General features: G+C 71.3%; 14 protein-coding genes. 6 read left to right on the forward strand and 8 right to left on the reverse strand.

The window, feature by feature from the left end; genetic code table 11:
* Window positions 1-324 precede the first annotated feature (324 nt).
* The 4 genes from AAC979_RS13700 to hemC all read right to left on the reverse strand — a co-directional run bounded on the left by AAC979_RS13700 (window position 325) and on the right by hemC (window position 5,019).
* Complete coding sequence (locus AAC979_RS13700; protein WP_371347429.1) at window positions 325-1,929, reverse strand: heme biosynthesis protein HemY; 1,605 nt, start codon at window positions 1,927-1,929, stop codon at window positions 325-327.
* A complete protein-coding gene (locus AAC979_RS13705) occupies window positions 1,926-3,290 on the reverse strand; it encodes a hypothetical protein (RefSeq protein WP_371347430.1) in 1,365 nt (454 codons plus the stop codon). The genes AAC979_RS13700 and AAC979_RS13705 overlap by 4 nt, the downstream gene beginning before the upstream one ends.
* Window positions 3,291-3,385: 95 nt before the next feature.
* Complete coding sequence (locus tag AAC979_RS13710) at window positions 3,386-4,078, reverse strand: uroporphyrinogen-III synthase (RefSeq protein ID WP_371347431.1); 693 nt, start codon at window positions 4,076-4,078, stop codon at window positions 3,386-3,388.
* Between the two features lie 11 nt (window positions 4,079-4,089).
* Window positions 4,090-5,019 (reverse strand): hydroxymethylbilane synthase, encoded by a 930-nt coding sequence (hemC, locus tag AAC979_RS13715; protein WP_371347432.1) that lies wholly within the window; start codon window positions 5,017-5,019, stop codon window positions 4,090-4,092.
* A gap of 61 nt (window positions 5,020-5,080) precedes the next feature.
* Between hemC and tsaD the strand changes: the two genes are divergently transcribed.
* From tsaD to acs, 6 genes are all read left to right on the forward strand, one after another.
* Complete coding sequence (gene tsaD, locus AAC979_RS13720) at window positions 5,081-6,205, forward strand: tRNA (adenosine(37)-N6)-threonylcarbamoyltransferase complex transferase subunit TsaD (RefSeq protein ID WP_371347433.1); 1,125 nt, start codon at window positions 5,081-5,083, stop codon at window positions 6,203-6,205.
* Complete coding sequence (locus AAC979_RS13725; protein WP_371347434.1) at window positions 6,205-7,194, forward strand: NAD(P)H-dependent glycerol-3-phosphate dehydrogenase; 990 nt, start codon at window positions 6,205-6,207, stop codon at window positions 7,192-7,194. The genes tsaD and AAC979_RS13725 overlap by 1 nt, the downstream gene beginning before the upstream one ends.
* Window positions 7,195-7,285: 91 nt before the next feature.
* Window positions 7,286-7,705 carry an EVE domain-containing protein gene (locus AAC979_RS13730; protein WP_371347435.1) on the forward strand — a complete coding sequence of 140 codons (420 nt, stop codon included), beginning with the start codon at window positions 7,286-7,288 and terminating at the stop codon, window positions 7,703-7,705.
* Window positions 7,666-8,364, forward strand: a complete 699-nt coding sequence (locus AAC979_RS13735) for a methyltransferase (protein WP_371347436.1) — start codon at window positions 7,666-7,668, stop codon at window positions 8,362-8,364. The genes AAC979_RS13730 and AAC979_RS13735 overlap by 40 nt, the downstream gene beginning before the upstream one ends.
* Before the next feature lie 344 nt (window positions 8,365-8,708).
* Window positions 8,709-9,725 carry a PRC-barrel domain-containing protein gene (locus AAC979_RS13740; protein ID WP_371347437.1) on the forward strand — a complete coding sequence of 339 codons (1,017 nt, stop codon included), beginning with the start codon at window positions 8,709-8,711 and terminating at the stop codon, window positions 9,723-9,725.
* A 226-nt stretch (window positions 9,726-9,951) separates the two neighbouring features.
* On the forward strand, window positions 9,952-11,910 hold the full coding sequence (gene acs, locus AAC979_RS13745) for an acetate--CoA ligase (RefSeq protein ID WP_371347438.1): 1,959 nt from the start codon (window positions 9,952-9,954) through the stop codon (window positions 11,908-11,910).
* A gap of 45 nt (window positions 11,911-11,955) precedes the next feature.
* On the opposite strand, the gene AAC979_RS13750 is transcribed toward acs, so the two are convergent.
* From AAC979_RS13750 to AAC979_RS13765, 4 genes are read right to left on the reverse strand one after another with little or no spacing between them, the layout of a single operon-like run.
* A complete protein-coding gene (locus AAC979_RS13750; protein ID WP_371347439.1) occupies window positions 11,956-12,732 on the reverse strand; it encodes a phosphorylcholine transferase LicD in 777 nt (258 codons plus the stop codon).
* Window positions 12,725-13,684 carry a hypothetical protein gene (locus AAC979_RS13755; RefSeq protein WP_371347440.1) on the reverse strand — a complete coding sequence of 320 codons (960 nt, stop codon included), beginning with the start codon at window positions 13,682-13,684 and terminating at the stop codon, window positions 12,725-12,727. The genes AAC979_RS13750 and AAC979_RS13755 overlap by 8 nt, the downstream gene beginning before the upstream one ends.
* A 20-nt stretch (window positions 13,685-13,704) precedes the next feature.
* On the reverse strand, window positions 13,705-14,934 hold the full coding sequence (locus AAC979_RS13760; protein WP_371347441.1) for a hypothetical protein: 1,230 nt from the start codon (window positions 14,932-14,934) through the stop codon (window positions 13,705-13,707).
* A 19-nt stretch (window positions 14,935-14,953) separates the two neighbouring features.
* Window positions 14,954-15,676, reverse strand: a complete 723-nt coding sequence (locus tag AAC979_RS13765) for an NTP transferase domain-containing protein (RefSeq protein WP_371347442.1) — start codon at window positions 15,674-15,676, stop codon at window positions 14,954-14,956.
* Window positions 15,677-15,681: the final 5 nt, after the last annotated feature.

Here is a 15,681-nt window from a genome sequence, read left to right on the forward strand (position 1 = left end):
TCGCATTTGAAGACGCGCGGAGCGATCCCGGATCGGCCTTTGGCCGTCCGGATGACGTTTAGCCCGTGGATCGGAAAATGGAGCCTTGAAACCCGGCGCCGCCGCCCCATATAGGCGTCATCCCGGTCAGAACAGGGCTTCCGGCATGTTGGCACCTCGTCAGTGCCTCGCCGGATGGAGAGCGGTCAGGACGGATGTACTCCGGCCGCATTCGCACCCTCCGGCCGCTTGACGAGCGGCCGGCCTCTGACCGGTTCTCTTCGTTAGAAGACAGGAAGCGCGCCCGCAAGGCGCGCTTTTTTGTTGGCGCCCGGCGGGGCGTCGTCAGACCGGGTAAGGCGGGCGCCCCCCATTCGGCTCGTCGCCGAAGGAGCCGCCGGGACCGGGATCGTCCGGCAGATGCGGCATGGCGACGACAGGCGAGGGCTTGCCCGTCGCGCTGTCGGCCGGTTTCGCCGGCGAGGCGGCGGCAGGCGCCGGCTTGGCGGCCGCCTCCGGCTTCTCCGCCTCCGGCGCCAGGCTGGCCGCGGCGCTCTCACCGGTCAGATCGACCACCACATCGGCCGGCGCCGAGGGCGGGCGGCTCTCGATGGCGGCGGCGATGGCGAGCTTCACCCGCTCGGCCTCATTCTCCAGCATCGGCGTCGTGGCGAGCCCGGGCGGCAGTTTCCATTCATAGGCGTCGAGCCGGCCGGTGACGGGCGACACCGGCCCCCAGGCCTCCGCCACTACGCCATCGGCCACCCAGGCCGGATCGCGCTGGGCCCGCACCGCACGGGCGGTCCATTCGCGCGCCTTGCCGACATCGCCATGCTCGCCCGCTTCCAGTTCCGCCATCAGCAGGCAGGTGCGCTGCGTCGGCGCCACCAGCAGCGGCGCCAGCGCCGTGCGGGCGACATCGAAATCCTGCGCGTCGAGCGCGGCGCGTGCGAGCGCCATGGCGCTTTCCGGATGCGCCGGCTGATGGGCGGTCAGCGTGCGCACGCGCTTCAGCCGCTCGCGCGAGGCGTCGCCCGGCCGCAGATGCAGATAGGCGTCGGCAAGGTCGGGATGCGGGGTCGCCGCATAGGCCGTTTCGAGGATCTTCGCCGCCTTGCGCGTGTCGCCGGAGGCGCCGAGCAGCCGCCCGGCAATGTCCGCCGCCGGCACAAGGGTGGGGGCGAGGCGCGCGGCTTCCTGCGCCTTCTCCCGCGCGGTGGCGGGGTCGGAGAGTTCGAGCGCCTGCGCCTGCGCGGCGAGCAGCACCGCGCGGCGGCGGCGATGGGTGGCGCGGTCGAGCGCGCCATGCGCCGCCTCGCGTTCCAGCATCGCCAGCGCGCCGGCGAAATCGCCATTGAGGCAGCGGGCCTCGATCACCGCATCCGCCGCCCAGGCAAGGCCGGGCTCGTGGCGGGCAGCCTCCTCCGCCGCCTGCAGCGCCGCGCCTTGATCACCGCGCCGCCGCGCTTCCACATGCAGCCCGCGCAGGCCGAGCAGCCGCGTGCCGGGATTCTCGGTCATGGAGCGAAACACCACCTCGGCGCCGGCGGCATCGCCGGAAAGCTGCGCCGCCTGCGCCGCCAACAGCTTGCTGAGCGGCTCCTCGCCGAGCAGGCGCTGCGCGTCATTGGCCGCCCGGCGCGCGCCGACCGCGTCGCCGGAACCGACTGCGACAAGCCCGCGCGTTACCGCCGACCAGCCGCGATTGCGCCTCCGGCTGCGCCAGGAATGGGCGATGGCATCCGGCGAGCGGACGACCAGCCGCAACAGGGTCCACAACAGGATCGTCACCGCCAGCAGCGCCAGCAGGGCGCTGGCCGCGACGAGGATGCTGGTCTCAACCTGCCAGCCCTGCCAGTCGATGACCACCGCGCCAGGTCGGTCGGCCAGCCAGGCGATGCCGAAGGCGACGGCAGAAAGAACGAGGAGATAGACGACGAGCCGGATCACTGGCTTGCTCCCGCGAGAGTGGCGAGCGCCCGCCGATGCAGATCGGCGAGAGTGTTGAGCGCCGCCTGCCGGGCATCCAGCGCCGCCACAACCGGCTGGGCGGCGCTGCGCTCGGCCTCCGGCAGGGCGGCGATGGCCGTCCGCGCCGCCTCGGCATCGCCGCGCGACAGCGCCTGCTCGGCCTTGGCGATATCGGCGGAAGCCGCCGCGTCATCCGAGCGGCGGATGGTGACGAGCTTCTTGGCCCCGTCAATGAGGGTACCGACGATCCCCTCCTCGCCCGCCGTGGCGGGGGTCGCCTCGGCCGCCTTGGGCGCGGTGGCGGCGCGCAACTCGGCGGCCAGCGCGGCATTCGTCGCGTAGCCGCTGGCGGCGGCCGGCTCCAACGAAGCGAGCGCGGCCGAATCCGGGCCGAGCATCGTCTGCGCCGCCTTCAATTCCGTGGCGAAGGGGCGGCCCGCGAGCACCGCGTCGCGCAGCGTGTCGAGCACGACAAGCTGAGCCGCTCCCTGGCCGCTGCTGCGCTGCGCGGCGGTGGCGGCGCCGAGCTTCTCTTCCAGCGCGGCGAGGCGGGTATTGGTCGCTTCAAGCGCGGCGGGCGAGGCCGCGGGTGCCGGGGCCGGGAGGGCGGCAATGCGCTGTTCCAGCGCCTCGACCTGCCCCTTCACCGCCGCGACATCGTCCGGCGACGCTGCCGGGGCGGCGGCGGGCAGCGCATCGACCTTGGAGCCGAGCGCACCCAGCCCGCTTTCCAGCGCGTCGAGGCGCGTCGCCAGCTCAGCGGGGGCGGCGAGCCCAGGCGCCGGCGCGTCGCCATTGCGCGATTCCAGCATTTCCAGCCGCTGGCGCAGATCGAGTGCACGCGCTTCCAGCTCGGTGATCGCCTCGACATTCTGTTCGGCGCTGGAAAAGGCGGAGACGACCGCCACCGCGAAGGCGGCGCCGAGAGCGCCGGAAATCACCGCGACGATCAGCGTGCCGACCAGGCCAAGCTGGCGCTTGGGTGCCGGTTCGGCCGGCGGGGGCACCGGATGCACCGGCTCGGCCGGCTCCGGCCGCTCCCCCGCAGCATCGACGGCCTCCTTGGCATCGACGGTCTGGCCGGCCGCATCGAGCACCGGCACCTCGCCCGCCGGCGCGTCAGTAGTGGAGGCGTCGGGGGCGGGGGTGTCGGGAGCGGGCGCCGTTTCAGGCGGCACGTCGGTGCCGGCCGGCGGCGGGACGTTATCGTCCGGCGCCGTCTGCTTTTCCGGTGTCACGTCGCGGGCGGCGAGGTCGAGCGTCGGCGGCTTGCGGCGCGCGGGCTTGGCTCCGGCCTCCGGCTTGTCCTTCGCGTCCTTGTTCGGATCGTCTGTCGCCACGTCCTTACCTCCGCCTTGATAAAGCACCGGGCCGGCCCCTGGTTCCGGGATAGACCGCCCGTCCCCGCGCCGCAACCTCGGGAGAGTGCGATGGTTTACCGGGCCAGCAGTTCGAACAGCCCGTCCTCGGTGGGTTCGCGGGCGATCCGGGTCGGCCAGCCCGCCGCCGCCAGCGGCTTCGCCACATTGGCGGAGAAGCACAGATGTTCGACATGGCGCAATTGGGACGCCACGCCCGCCGCTTGTGCGCGCGCCGCAAGGGTGGCCGAGGTGCGTGGCGAAAAATGGAAGGCCGCGTCGATCCGCCCCGCCCGCACCGCCTCCACCGTCGCCGGCGCCAGCGCCTCGGCCGGCACGGTGCGGTAGATCACGAAAAGTTCGGTGGAAATGCCGTCCGCCGCCAGCACCTCGCCGATCTCAACCGCCCGGTCCTCGCCGGCGACATAGAGCAGCCGCGCCCCGGCCGGCAGGCGCTCGCGCAGCAGCGCGCCCAGCGCCGCCCCGTCGCCGCCCGCCACATGCACCTCGGTGAACGCCTTCGGTGCCGCCGCCGCCGTGCGCCGTCCCACGGCATAGAGCGGCAGGCCCGCCAGCGCCGGCAGCTCCGGCCGCGCGCCCAGCAGCCGCGCGCCATTGACGCTGGTCAGGGTCACCGCGTCGAACGCGCCGGGGGGCAGAAGCGCCTCGGGCAGCGCCTCGACCGACAGCATCGAGTCGACCACCGCCTCATGGCCGGCCGCGTGCAGCCGCTCGGCGGTGGCCTGCGCGTCCGGCTGCGGCCGTGTCACCAGCACCCGCATCAGTGCGGCAGCAATTCGGGCGGCACCATGGCGCGCATTTCCTTGCCCGCCGCGATGCCTAGTTCCAGCGCGCGGTTGATCGGCCCGTAGCGCACGATCTCGTAGAAGCGCGAGCCGTCCGGCGCCAGCACCACCCCACGAAAGCGGATCTCGTCGCCCTCCACCTGCGCCAGCCCGCCGATCGGCGTGCGGCAGGAGCCGTCGAGTTCGGCGAGATAGGCCCGCTCCACCCGCAAAGCGAGCCCGGTCGCCGGGCTGACCACCGGCACCACGAGCGCGTCGACCGCGATGTCGCCGAAGCGCGTCTCGATCGCCACCGCTCCCTGCCCAACGGCGGGCAGGAAGTCGGTCGTCTCCAGCACCGAACTCACCTTGTCGGCGAGGCCGAGCCGGCTGAGCCCGGCATAGGCGAGCAGCGTGCCATCGAATTCGCCGCTCTCCACCTTGGCAAGGCGGGTGTGCACATTGCCGCGCAGAAGCTGGACGTTGAGGTCGGGCCGCAGCCGGCGCAGTTGCGCCTCGCGCCGCAGCGAGGCGGTGCCCACCTTCGCGCCGGGCTTGAGATCGCGCAGCGCCACGCCCTCGCGCAGGATCAGCGCGTCGCGCACATCGGCGCGGGGGAGATAGCCGACAAGGTGCAGCCCGTCCGGAAGCCGCGTCGGCATGTCCTTGGCCGAATGCACGGCGAGGTCGATGCGCCGGTCGAGCAGCGCTTCTTCCAGCTCCTTGGTGAACAGCCCCTTGCCGCCGGCTTCCGACAGCGCCCGGTCGGTGATGGCGTCGCCCGTGGTGCGGATCACCTGCACCTCCACCGCCTCGTCCGGCCAGCGATGCGCCTTCAGCAGCGCGTCGCGTACCGCATGCGCCTGCCACAGGGCGAGCGGGCTGCCACGGGTGCCGAGCCGGAGTTTGGGAAGCGATTGCGTCATGCCGTCCTGCGGTGCTAGCGGTTCGTATGCGTTCAGTTCACCGGCCAACCCCGTAAAGTCAATGCGTGATCTTCTCCTGCTCGGCATCGAGACCACCTGCGACGAGACCGCCGCCGCGGTGGTGCGTCGGCGTGCCGACGGAACCGGTGCGATCCTCTCCAACATCGTGCATTCGCAGACCGAGGATCACGCGGAGTATGGCGGCGTGGTGCCGGAAATCGCCGCCCGCGCCCATGTCGAGGTGCTCGACCATCTGGTCGCCCGCGCGCTGCGCGCCGCCGGGCTGCGGCTGAACGAGATCGACGGCATCGCCGCCGCCGCTGGCCCGGGGCTGATCGGCGGGGTCATTGTCGGCCTCACCACGGCAAAGGCGCTGGCTCTGGCGGCGAGGAAGCCGCTGATCGCGGTCAATCATCTCGAAGCGCACGCGCTTACCGCCCGCCTCACCGACAAGGTGCCCTTCCCCTTCCTGCTGCTGCTCGTCTCCGGCGGCCACACCCAACTCGTCGCCGTCACCGGCATCGGCGAGTATGAGAAGCTCGGCGGGACGATGGACGACGCCATCGGCGAAGCGTTCGACAAGACCGCCAAGATGCTCGGCCTGCCCTATCCCGGCGGCCCGGCGGTGGAGCGCGCGGCGTTGCAGGGCGATCCGGAACGCTTCGCCCTGCCCCGCCCCCTGCACGGCAAGCCGGTGCCGGATTTCTCGCTCTCCGGCCTCAAGACCGCGGTGCGGATCGAGGCGCTGAAGATCGCCCCGCTGAGCGAGCAGGACGTGAACGATCTGTGCGCCTCCTTCCAGGCCGCTGTGGTCGACATTCTCGCCGACCGCGTGCGCTGCGCGCTGCGGCTGATGCGGCATCGGGGGCTGAAGCCCTCCGCGCTGGTGCTGGCGGGAGGCGTCGGCGCCAACCAGTCGGTGCGCCGGGCGCTGCACAAGGTCGCGGCCGATGGCGGCACCCGTCTCGCCGTGCCGCCGCCGGAACTGTGCACCGATAATGGCGCGATGATCGCATGGGCCGGCGCCGAACGGCTGGCGCGCGGCCTGTCCGACGGGCTCGACGCCTCCCCCCGCGCCCGCTGGCCGCTGGACGAGATCGAGGGGGTGGAAGCGCCGGCGGCCGGCTTAACGGCGGCGCCGGCCGAAGCGGTGCCTCCGGCGGCTCCCGAGGGGATTGGCGGCTGATGCCGGCCCGCTTTGCCTCCATCGGCGTGGTGGGCGCCGGCGCCTGGGGCACGGCGCTCGCCAATGCCGCCGCCCGCGCCGGCCGCGAAGTCGTGCTGTGGGGGCGCGATGCCGCGCTGATCGAGAGGCTGCGGCACCAGCGCGCCAATGCCGCGCACCTGCCGGGAGTGGCTCTGGCCGAGACGGTGCACCCCACTGCCGATCTCGCTGATGTCGGCGGCACCGATGCGGTGCTGCTCGTCGTTCCGGCCCAGGCGAGCCGCACGGTCGCCGCCGCCCTCGCGCCGCATCTCGCGCCGGGCACGGCGGTCGTCACCTGCGCCAAGGGCATCGAGCGGGGCACCTCACTGTTCATGACGCAGGTGCTGGAAGAGGCCTGCCCGCAGGCGGCGCCGGCAATTCTCTCCGGCCCCAGCTTCGCCGCCGATGTCGCCGCCGGCCTGCCCACCGCCGTGACGCTGGCCGCGCGCGACGGTGCGGTAGCGGAGGCGCTGGCCGCCGCGCTCGGCTCGGCCTCGTTCCGGCTCTATCACAGCGAGGATGTGCGCGGGGTGGAGATCGGCGGCGCGGCCAAGAACGTGCTCGCCATCGCCGCCGGCATTGTCGGCGGCCGCAGGCTCGGCGCCAGCGCCGGCGCCGCGCTGATCGCGCGCGGCTTCGCCGAGCTGATGCGCTTCGGTAAAGCCTATGGCGCGCGGGCGGAAACGCTCACCGGCCTGTCCGGTCTCGGCGACCTCATTCTCACCTGTTCCACCGCCCAGTCGCGCAATTACGCGCTCGGCCTCAGCCTCGGCCAGCAGGACGGGCTGCACCCGCCGGGCAAGCTGGCGGAAGGCGCGCTGACCGCCAGCGTGCTGGTGGCGATGGCGCAGGCGCGCGGCGTCGACATGCCGATCGCCCGCGCGGTGGAAGACGTGCTGGCCGGGCGCCGCGATGTCGAACAGGCGATCGGCTCGCTGCTGGCCCGCCCGCAAAGGGCGGAAGCGTGAGACGACGCGGCGCGCCGGCCCCTGCGGGATGACGGAGGCGCGGCGAAGCGGTAAGTGAATGAGCCTCCCGGCGAGGTCATCAGGAGTGGAAATGGCGCACTGGCTCTACAAGTCTGAACCCTTCAAATGGTCCTGGGAGCAGCAGGTCGCCGCCGCCGAAAAGGGCACGCACTGGGACGGCGTGCGCAACCACCTCGCCAAGCAGCAGCTTCTCGCCATGCGCCTTGGTGACCACGGGTTCTTCTACCATTCGAACGAGGGCAAGGAGATCGTCGGCGTCGTCGAGGTCATTAAGGAAGCCTACCCCGACCCCTCCGATCCCTCGGGCAAATTCGTCATGGTCGACCTCAAGGCGGTGGCCGCGCTGAACAACCCGGTCTCGCTCGCCGCCGTGAAGGCGGAACCGCGCCTCGCCGAGATGGCGCTGATGAAATTCTCCCGCCTCTCCGTCCAGCCCGTCACCGATGCCGAATGGGACATCGTGCTGGAGATGGCGGGCGGCACACGTTGACGCCGCGCGGCATCGCCGACCCCGCCGCTTTCATCCGCGCCGAGACGCAGCGCCTCGCCCCGCCGCTGGTGCCGGAAATCACGCTGCATCTCGCCGAGGAATCGCTGCCGATCTGGCAACGCACCGAGGAGGAACTGGGCGAGATCGGCCTGCCGCCGCCCTTCTGGGCCTTCGCCTGGGCCGGCGGGCAGGCACTGGCCCGCTACATCCTCGACCATCCCGACACGGTGCGCGGCAAACGGGTGCTGGATTTCGCCTCAGGTTCCGGCCTGGTCGGCATCGCCGCGGCGAAGGCGGGCGCGGCGCATGTCGCCTGCGCCGATATCGACCCGTTCGCCCAGGCCGCCATCGCGCTGAACGCCGGCCTCAACGGCGCGGGGCCGCTCGACGTGATCACCTCCGATGTGCTTGGCACGCGGGGCGTTTGGGAGGTCGTGCTGGCCGGCGACATCGCCTATGAGCGCGACCTCGCGGGGAAGGTCTTCGCCTGGCTCGAGGCGCTTTCGGCCGCGGACGCCGATGTGTGGATCGGCGATCCCGGCCGCTCCTATCTGCCGCGCCAGCGACTGGAGAAGGTCGCGGACTATGCCGTTCCGGTCTCGCGCGAACTCGAAGACACGGAGATCAAGGCCACCGCCGTCTGGCGCCCGCGGCGCTGATGCCGGGCGCGGCCGGTTGCGGCCTTCCGGCAGTTTTTCGGGAACAGGACGTGTTGCCTTACGTTGGCCCCATAGATGCGGCGGCAACGCGGCATCGGGCGCCGGGTGCAGCATCCGCACCCGGCCTGCTTACGGCACAAGAGGCTAATGGCCCCGCGCCATGGCGCCTCTTGCACGGCACCCGGCGCGGCGGACCCCGTCGCCCCGGCCTGTCCCGAGGCGTCCAGCGGCACCGAGTGATGCCCTGGCCGCCACCGGCATTCCTGATTGTCCTTCGTGACCTGCGTTGACTCTCGAATGCCTCCCTGGCGGCGACCCGTCGCCACAAACCAAGGAGACACACGATGAAAAACCGAAACCTCCTGCACGCGGCTGCGGCTACGTCCATTCTCAGCCTGATCGCCGGTGGCGCGGTGGCGCAGACCGCTCCTTCCGCAACGAACACCCGCCAGGCCCCGGCTGCCAGCCAGCAGGACCGCCAGACCACGGCCGGCGCGCGCGCCTCCGGCGAGCGGCAGGTGGCGCAGCAGTGCCTCGATGAGCTGCGCGCCTTCAACGCCCAGATGAACGACGACGGATTCTGGATTTCCGGCTGGGGTGCCCAGGACATACAGGCCGGCGGGCGCGCCGGCATGGACGGCGCCACATCCGGAACCGCGTCCAGCGGTCAGGCCACCCGGGCCCAGCGCGCGTCGGAGGATGTGCCGGCGAACCAGTCGCCGACCGCCCGCGCGCCCAATACCCAGGACAATGCGGTGACGCCGGCGCGTTCGGCCTGGGGTGGCAGCAGTTGGGGCATCGGCTCGCCGCCCTATCAGATCCGCACCCTGCGCTCCGCCGCCAATGTACTGGGCCAGCGCGGCGAGCAGCAGGCCTGTAACGCCGTGCTCGCCGAGATGAAGGAGGCGTATCGCGACTATACCGGCCAGCTCAGGCAGGCTGGCGTGGAGCCGGGCGATGTCACCTCCTGGCGCCAGCAGCGGCTGGTTGGCGCCCGTCCCGTCACCGAGATCGACGCCGGGCTGGTCAATCTCGCCGACATCACCGGCACGGAGGTCCGCAATCTGCAGGACGAGCAGCTCGGCACGGTGGAAGACGTGGTGCTGGATTCCGAACGCGGCGGCATCCGCTATGTGATCGTCTCCAGCGGCGGCGTGCTCGGCATTGGCGAGGACATGGTGGCGGTGCCCTGGCAGGCGCTGCGCGCGACGCGGGGGCTTAACACCTTCGTGCTCAACGCGCCGAGCGACGCGCTCGACGAGGCCCCCTCGGTCGATCCGGAGGCATTCGCCGATCCGAATGGCTCGCGCGAGACGCGCCAGCAGGTCGACCGCTTCTGGCATGACCAGATGAGCGGCTGAGCCGACGAGGCGCGGGAGCGACTCCCGCGCCGGACCCTTCGGGAATAAACGGCGGGGCGGTGCAGGCCGCCCCGCTGCCGTGGCGGGCGGCGGGACCCGTCTCCTCCGCGCGACTACCTACCGACCAAAGTTGCGCGCCCCTGCGCTTGTCCCGCCCGGGCGCTCTCCCCATAATCCCGCCGAAGCAAGAGAGGCGCACAGCGCCGGCCTGATGGGGAGAAACGCCATGTCCGACAAGATCTACGACGTGCCCGCGGAATGGGCGAAGCGGGCCTTCCTCGATGATCGCGCCTATCAGGCGAAGTATGAGGCCTCGCTCACCGACCCGCAGGCTTTCTGGGCGGATGAGGGCAAGCGGATCGAATGGTTCGAGCCTTATACGGTGGTCAAGAACACCTCCTTCGATCCCGGCCATGTCTCGATCAAATGGTTCGAGGACGGCGTCACCAATGTCGCCTGGAACTGCATCGACCGGCATCTGCCCACCCGTGCCGATCAGGTCGCCATCATCTGGGAAGGCGACGATCCGTCCGAGCACCGCCACATCACCTATCAGGAGCTGCATGACGAGGTCTGCCGCTTCGCCAATGTGCTGCGCAACCGCAATGTGGAGAAGGGCGACCGCGTCACCATCTACATGCCGATGATCCCCGAGGCGGCCTATGCGATGCTCGCCTGCGCGCGGCTCGGCGCCATCCACTCGGTGGTGTTCGGCGGTTTCTCGCCCGACAGTCTCGCCGGCCGGGTCCGCGACTGCGGCTCCAAGGTCATCATCACCGCCGACGAAGGGCTGCGCGGCGGCCGCAAGGTGCCGCTTAAGGCCAATGTCGATGCCGCCATCGCCAAGTTGGGCGATATCGAGGTGGATCACGTCGTCGTCGTGCGCCGCACCGGCGGCACGGTCAACATGAAGCCCGGCCGCGACGTGTGGTATCACGAGGCGGCCGATCTCGTGACCAGCCATTGCCCGGCAACGCCCGTCGAGGCGGAACACCCGCTGTTCATCCTCTACACCTCGGGATCGACCGGCCTGCCCAAGGGTGTGCTGCACACCACGGGCGGCTATCTCGTCTATGCCTCGATGACGCACCAATATGTGTTCGACTATCACGAGGGCGACATCTACTGGTGCACCGCCGATATCGGCTGGGTGACGGGCCACAGCTACATCGTCTATGGCCCGCTCGCCAACGGCGCCACCACGCTGATGTTCGAGGGGGTGCCGAACTATCCGACCAATTCCCGCTTCTGGGAGGTCATCGACAAGCACAAGGTCAACATCTTCTACACCGCGCCGACCGCTATCCGCGCGCTGATGCAAGGCGGCGATGCGCCCGTCACCAAGACCAGCCGCGCCTCGCTGCGCCTGCTCGGCTCGGTCGGCGAGCCGATCAACCCGGAAGCGTGGGAATGGTATCATCGCGTGGTCGGCGACGAGCGCTGCCCGATTGTCGACACCTGGTGGCAGACCGAGACCGGCGGCATCCTCATCACCCCGCTGCCCGGCGCCACCAAGCTGAAGCCCGGCTCGGCGACGCGCCCGTTCTTCGGCGTCATCCCGGAAGTGGTGGACGCGGAAGGCAACCCGCTCAGCGGCGCCTGCGAGGGCAATCTGGTGATCGCCGATTCCTGGCCGGGGCAGATGCGCACAGTCTATGGCGACCATGAGCGCTTCATGCAGACCTATTTCTCCACCTATCCCGGCAAGTACTTCACCGGCGACGGCTGCCGGCGCGATGCCGACGGCTATTACTGGATCACCGGCCGCGTCGACGACGTGATCAACGTTTCCGGCCACCGCATGGGCACCGCCGAGGTGGAAAGCGCGCTGGTGGCGCATCCGAAGGTCTCGGAAGCGGCGGTGGTTGGCTATCCCCACGACATCAAGGGCCAGGGCATCTATGCCTATGTCACGCTGATGGCCGGCATCGAGCCGACCGAGGAACTGCGCAAGGAACTGGTGTCCTGGGTGCGGCAGGAAATCGGCCCCATCGCCTCGCCGGACCTGATCCAGTTCGCCCCCGGCCTGCCCAAGACCCGCTCCGGCAAGATCATGCGCCGCATCCTGCGCAAGATCGCCGAGGACGAGTTCGGCAATCTCGGCGACACTTCCACTCTCGCCGATCCGAACGTGGTGGAAGACCTCATCTCTCACCGCCAGAACAAGAAGCACGCGGCGGCGTGACGCGCGGCGCCCCTGGCCGAGCGCGAGCGCGGCCGGGGCAGCCGTTCAGGTCAGGCGGTGGTGATGCGGCTGCCGCCGCTCCGCCGGCGGCAGGGCGCGCCAGTCGCCATAGAGGTTTTCCAGAACCGTCTCATAGCTGCGCGGCACCGGGAACGGATGCCCCTCGAAACTCCAGGCGATGCAGGCATCGAAATCCCGCGCCGACCGTATCTGGCGGTAGCGCATGCGGCCGGAAACGAGGCAGGCGACATGGGCGTTCGCCCGGCCCTCCCGCCAGCGCGCCACCCGCTCCAGCCCTCCCGCGAGGCGCTGCGGCGCCAGACCCCGCATGCCCCACACCAGCACCTGCCGGGCCCAGCGCCGCGCCCGCGTGGGCGAACGGTCGCCCGGCGCGGCCTTGCCGGCGCGATAGGCGAGAGCCGTGGCCAGCAGCCAGGCGAGCCGCATGTGCAGCCGCCCGCGCACCGGCCCCGGGCACACGCCGTCAAACGGGAAAATGTCGAGGAAGGCGCCGGAGCCCGTCTCCCCCTCTCCGCTCACCATCTTGCAGAACGGGAAAGGGCATCCCGGCTCCGTCCGCGCCTGACGCAGCCGGTAGGCCGGCGCCAGTTCCGCCGGTGCCACGGCCAGAAAGCGCTCATACGCGGCGCGCCGCAGGCAGACATCCACGTCGTCATCCCACGGGATGAAGCCGCCATGGCGGATGGCGCCGAGCAGGGTGCCGGCGGCAAGCTGATAGGCGATGCCGTGGCGCCGGCACACATGGTCAAATGCCAGTAGCATCCCCAGCCCCTCGCGCTGCAGCCGGGTCAGATCAGTCACTCGCGCCCTCCTGCAGCAGGCCGATGCGGCCCAGCGCCGGCGACAGCCCCTGAAGCTTGTGCGCCACCTCCACCCAAGCGCCGGGCTGGATGGCGCCGCCATTGACGATGCGCGGGCGCCAGCCGCCAGCCCCGTCGCCTTCCAGCACGCCGGTGCCGACCCAGGGCTGGTGGATCGAGGTCGCGCAGGAGCCGAGGTGCAGCGACAGCGAGGCACCGCGTATATGGGTGATCTGGATGCGCGGGCCGAACTTGTTGAAGCGCCGCCGCTCTTCCAGGCTCTCCATCGCCAGGCAGCGCAGCGCCGCCTCGCGGATAACGGCCTCGGAGGCATGGTCGTGCATCACATTGCGCGCCGCGCTGCGCAGGGCCGGGCCCGGCGGCTCCGCGCCACTACGGCGCAGTTCGTCATAGCGCCGCTCGATCGCCGCCACCGCCCCCGCCGGCCCGCCGAACAGGGCGGAGAGGTCAATCAGTTCGAAGCGGATGCGCGCGTCGGAATAATGCGCCAGCAGGGCGCGCAGACCCTGGATATAGCGGTCCTGATCGGATTGCGGCAGCCGGTTGATGCCCCCGAGCACGCCGTGGAAATAGGAGAGCGAGATCACCACGCCCGGCGCATGAAGAGCGGCCAGCGTCTCGGCATAGGCGCGCAGATGCGCGATCCAGAACAGTTCCGCCCAGTCGATATGCGGCGCGGCGGGTTGCCGCGGGCCCTTATAGCCGCCAAACGGCACAGCGAAGCCAAGCGGCACCCCGGCGGCGATGGCGGCGGCGGCCTTGGCGCGGATGTCCGCCGCCGTCTCGGCATCGACGCCCGAGCGGCGCCAGGCACGAGCAGCGATGCGCGCGGCCAGCCGCTCCGCCGCCGCCGGCCGGTCCGGGACGGGTGCGGAGGCCCCGGGGGGCGCCGTCAGCCGGGCCAGCATGGCGTGGAGCCAGGTCCGGCTCATAGCCCCGCTTATGATCGCGCTCATGGCCGGGCGGCGCGCCTCGGCCGGGCGGCGAGTTCCAGCGGGCTCTCCTGCCAATAATCGACCGGCCGGCCGACGAAAGCGAGATAGGCGTCCCTCCCCCCGCCGCCGGCCCTGTCGAAGGGCAGGGCGGCCGTGCCGATGGCCGACCAGCGCGCCAGCGTCGCCGGCAGGGCGGCGACCAGCGTCGGGTCCAGCGCCGCCAGAAGGCGTGGCAGCGCCTGGAAATAGAAGCCGAAGCGGTCATGACGGAAGCGCGTCGCCCCACCGACCGGATTGACCACGCGATAGGCGACCTTGCGGCCGGCGAAGCGCAGATAGCGGACGAAGAAGGCCAGCGCTGCGCGCGGCGGGTTCCTCCGTGCGATCTCGGCCAATTCCCCCGCCACGGGTGCGGCGTCCGCCGCCCCCACCTCGGTCAGCGCCCGGAAGCTCGCCTCATGCCCCAGCAGGCTGACCATGTCGTCCTCCGGCACGGTCAGATGTTCGACCGAGGCAAAGTCGATGTCGAACAGCGGCACCTCCCGCCAGAAGGCCTCGTCCCCATCGGCCAGCAGCCGGGCGAGCGCCGCCCGCCGCGCCGCCTCGCCGGGATGCCGGCCAACGGCCAGCGCCTCCACCGCGACGATGATGTTCTTTGGCGTCGCGTCGCGGAACGGCACGCTGACCGCGGCGTCCCAGCGCTCGCGAAAGGCATCGAGCTCCACCCGCATCGCGTCATCCAGCGGCGGCAGGCCGAACAGTTCGGAGAGCAGCGAGAACATGCCCTCCACCTTGATGGCGCAGGGATAGGGGCCGGTGCTGAGCGACCCGGCGGCCTCGCCCAGCAGCGCCTGCATCCGCTCCGCGCGACGGCGCGCCCGCCCCAGCAGGCGCCGCGCGACATCCCCTGCCACCGGCCCCAATTGCGGCTCGCCATCGCCGATCTGCCGCAGCAGCCGCAACAGGTCGTAGAGCCGGATGCCTTCGACGAGTTCGAGATGCAGTTCGCTGTCGGTGAGATCGAGCGGACGCGGCACCAGAGTTTCGCCCGGCGCCGCCGCGAGGCATCGCAGCGCCTCGAACTCCCGCCGACCATTCGCCGGGTCGCGCACCTGCTTGACGAAGATGCCACGCCCCGAGCCCTCCTCGCGCCCGCGAAAATGCTCATCCTTGCTGATGTCGGCGCGGAAGCGGTCCAGCACATCAGGCCAGCAGGGCGGCAGGGCGAGCGGGGCGGGCGGACTCATGGGCTCCGTCAGTGGCGCCTCACGGCGAAACGAGCGAGCGGGCCTGTTCGAGATCGGCCTGGGTGTCGAGATCCCGCGCGCCGCCGAGGGGTAGCATGATGGCGCGAATGGGAAAAGCGGCGGTGGTCGGTTCCCGCTGCAGCGCGGCGATCGCCTGCCATTGAAACCGCAGACCCGCCGCCGCCGCCGCGCAGGCGCGTGCCTGCAGCATCGGGGGCCAGCGCACCGCATGCGCCATGCACCATGCGCTCGACGCCGCCGCCTCGGCGAGGGCGACCACCGCTCCGTCGCGGACCGTGACCGCGATGGCGCCGGCATCGTCCGGCGTGCGGGCCGTCACCGCCAGCGCCAAGCCTCCCGGCGGGGCCGCGAACAGCGCCGCGAGAGCGGCATCGCTGTAGAGCGTATCGGCCAGCAGCACCCAGCAGTCGCGTGTCGGCGGCGCCCGGGTGAAGGCGCAGGCGAGGCTCTGCAGGAGTTCCGTGGTGGCAAAGGCCGGATTGTGCACGCAGCGGGCGCGCGGCAGAAAGGCCCGCACACTCGCAGCGACCTCGTCCGACCGATAGCCGGTCACCACGGTCACGGCGCCCGCCGGCAGGCCGGCGAGCTGCATCAGCAGCCGCTCCAGCGTGCCCTTCCCGGCCAGGACCGGCACCAGCGCCTTATGCGCGTCAAGCCCCATGCGCCGCCCGCGCCCGGCGGCGAGGATCACCACATCGGCGCCGCCCGGCTCGGGGGTCATTCGGG

It is taken from the genome of Ancylobacter sp. IITR112, from assembly GCF_041415945.1.
Taxonomy (GTDB): domain Bacteria; phylum Pseudomonadota; class Alphaproteobacteria; order Rhizobiales; family Xanthobacteraceae; genus Ancylobacter.

Bases quoted from the DNA above. Each gene is read 5' to 3' on its own strand.
- AAC979_RS13725 (WP_371347434.1), top strand. From the start codon at position 6,205: ATGCCGGCCCGCTTTGCCTCCATCGGCGTGGTGGGCGCCGGCGCCTGG.
- AAC979_RS13730 (WP_371347435.1), top strand. From the start codon at position 7,286: ATGGCGCACTGGCTCTACAAGTCTGAACCCTTCAAATGGTCCTGGGAG.
- AAC979_RS13760 (WP_371347441.1), bottom strand. From the start codon at position 14,934: ATGAGTCCGCCCGCCCCGCTCGCCCTGCCGCCCTGCTGGCCTGATGTG.
- AAC979_RS13735 (WP_371347436.1), top strand. From the start codon at position 7,666: ATGGGACATCGTGCTGGAGATGGCGGGCGGCACACGTTGACGCCGCGC.
- AAC979_RS13755 (WP_371347440.1), bottom strand. From the start codon at position 13,684: ATGAGCCGGACCTGGCTCCACGCCATGCTGGCCCGGCTGACGGCGCCC.
- acs (WP_371347438.1), top strand. From the start codon at position 9,952: ATGTCCGACAAGATCTACGACGTGCCCGCGGAATGGGCGAAGCGGGCC.
- AAC979_RS13740 (WP_371347437.1), top strand. From the start codon at position 8,709: ATGAAAAACCGAAACCTCCTGCACGCGGCTGCGGCTACGTCCATTCTC.
- AAC979_RS13765 (WP_371347442.1), bottom strand. From the start codon at position 15,676: ATGACCCCCGAGCCGGGCGGCGCCGATGTGGTGATCCTCGCCGCCGGG.
- tsaD (WP_371347433.1), top strand. From the start codon at position 5,081: ATGCGTGATCTTCTCCTGCTCGGCATCGAGACCACCTGCGACGAGACC.
- hemC (WP_371347432.1), bottom strand. From the start codon at position 5,019: ATGACGCAATCGCTTCCCAAACTCCGGCTCGGCACCCGTGGCAGCCCG.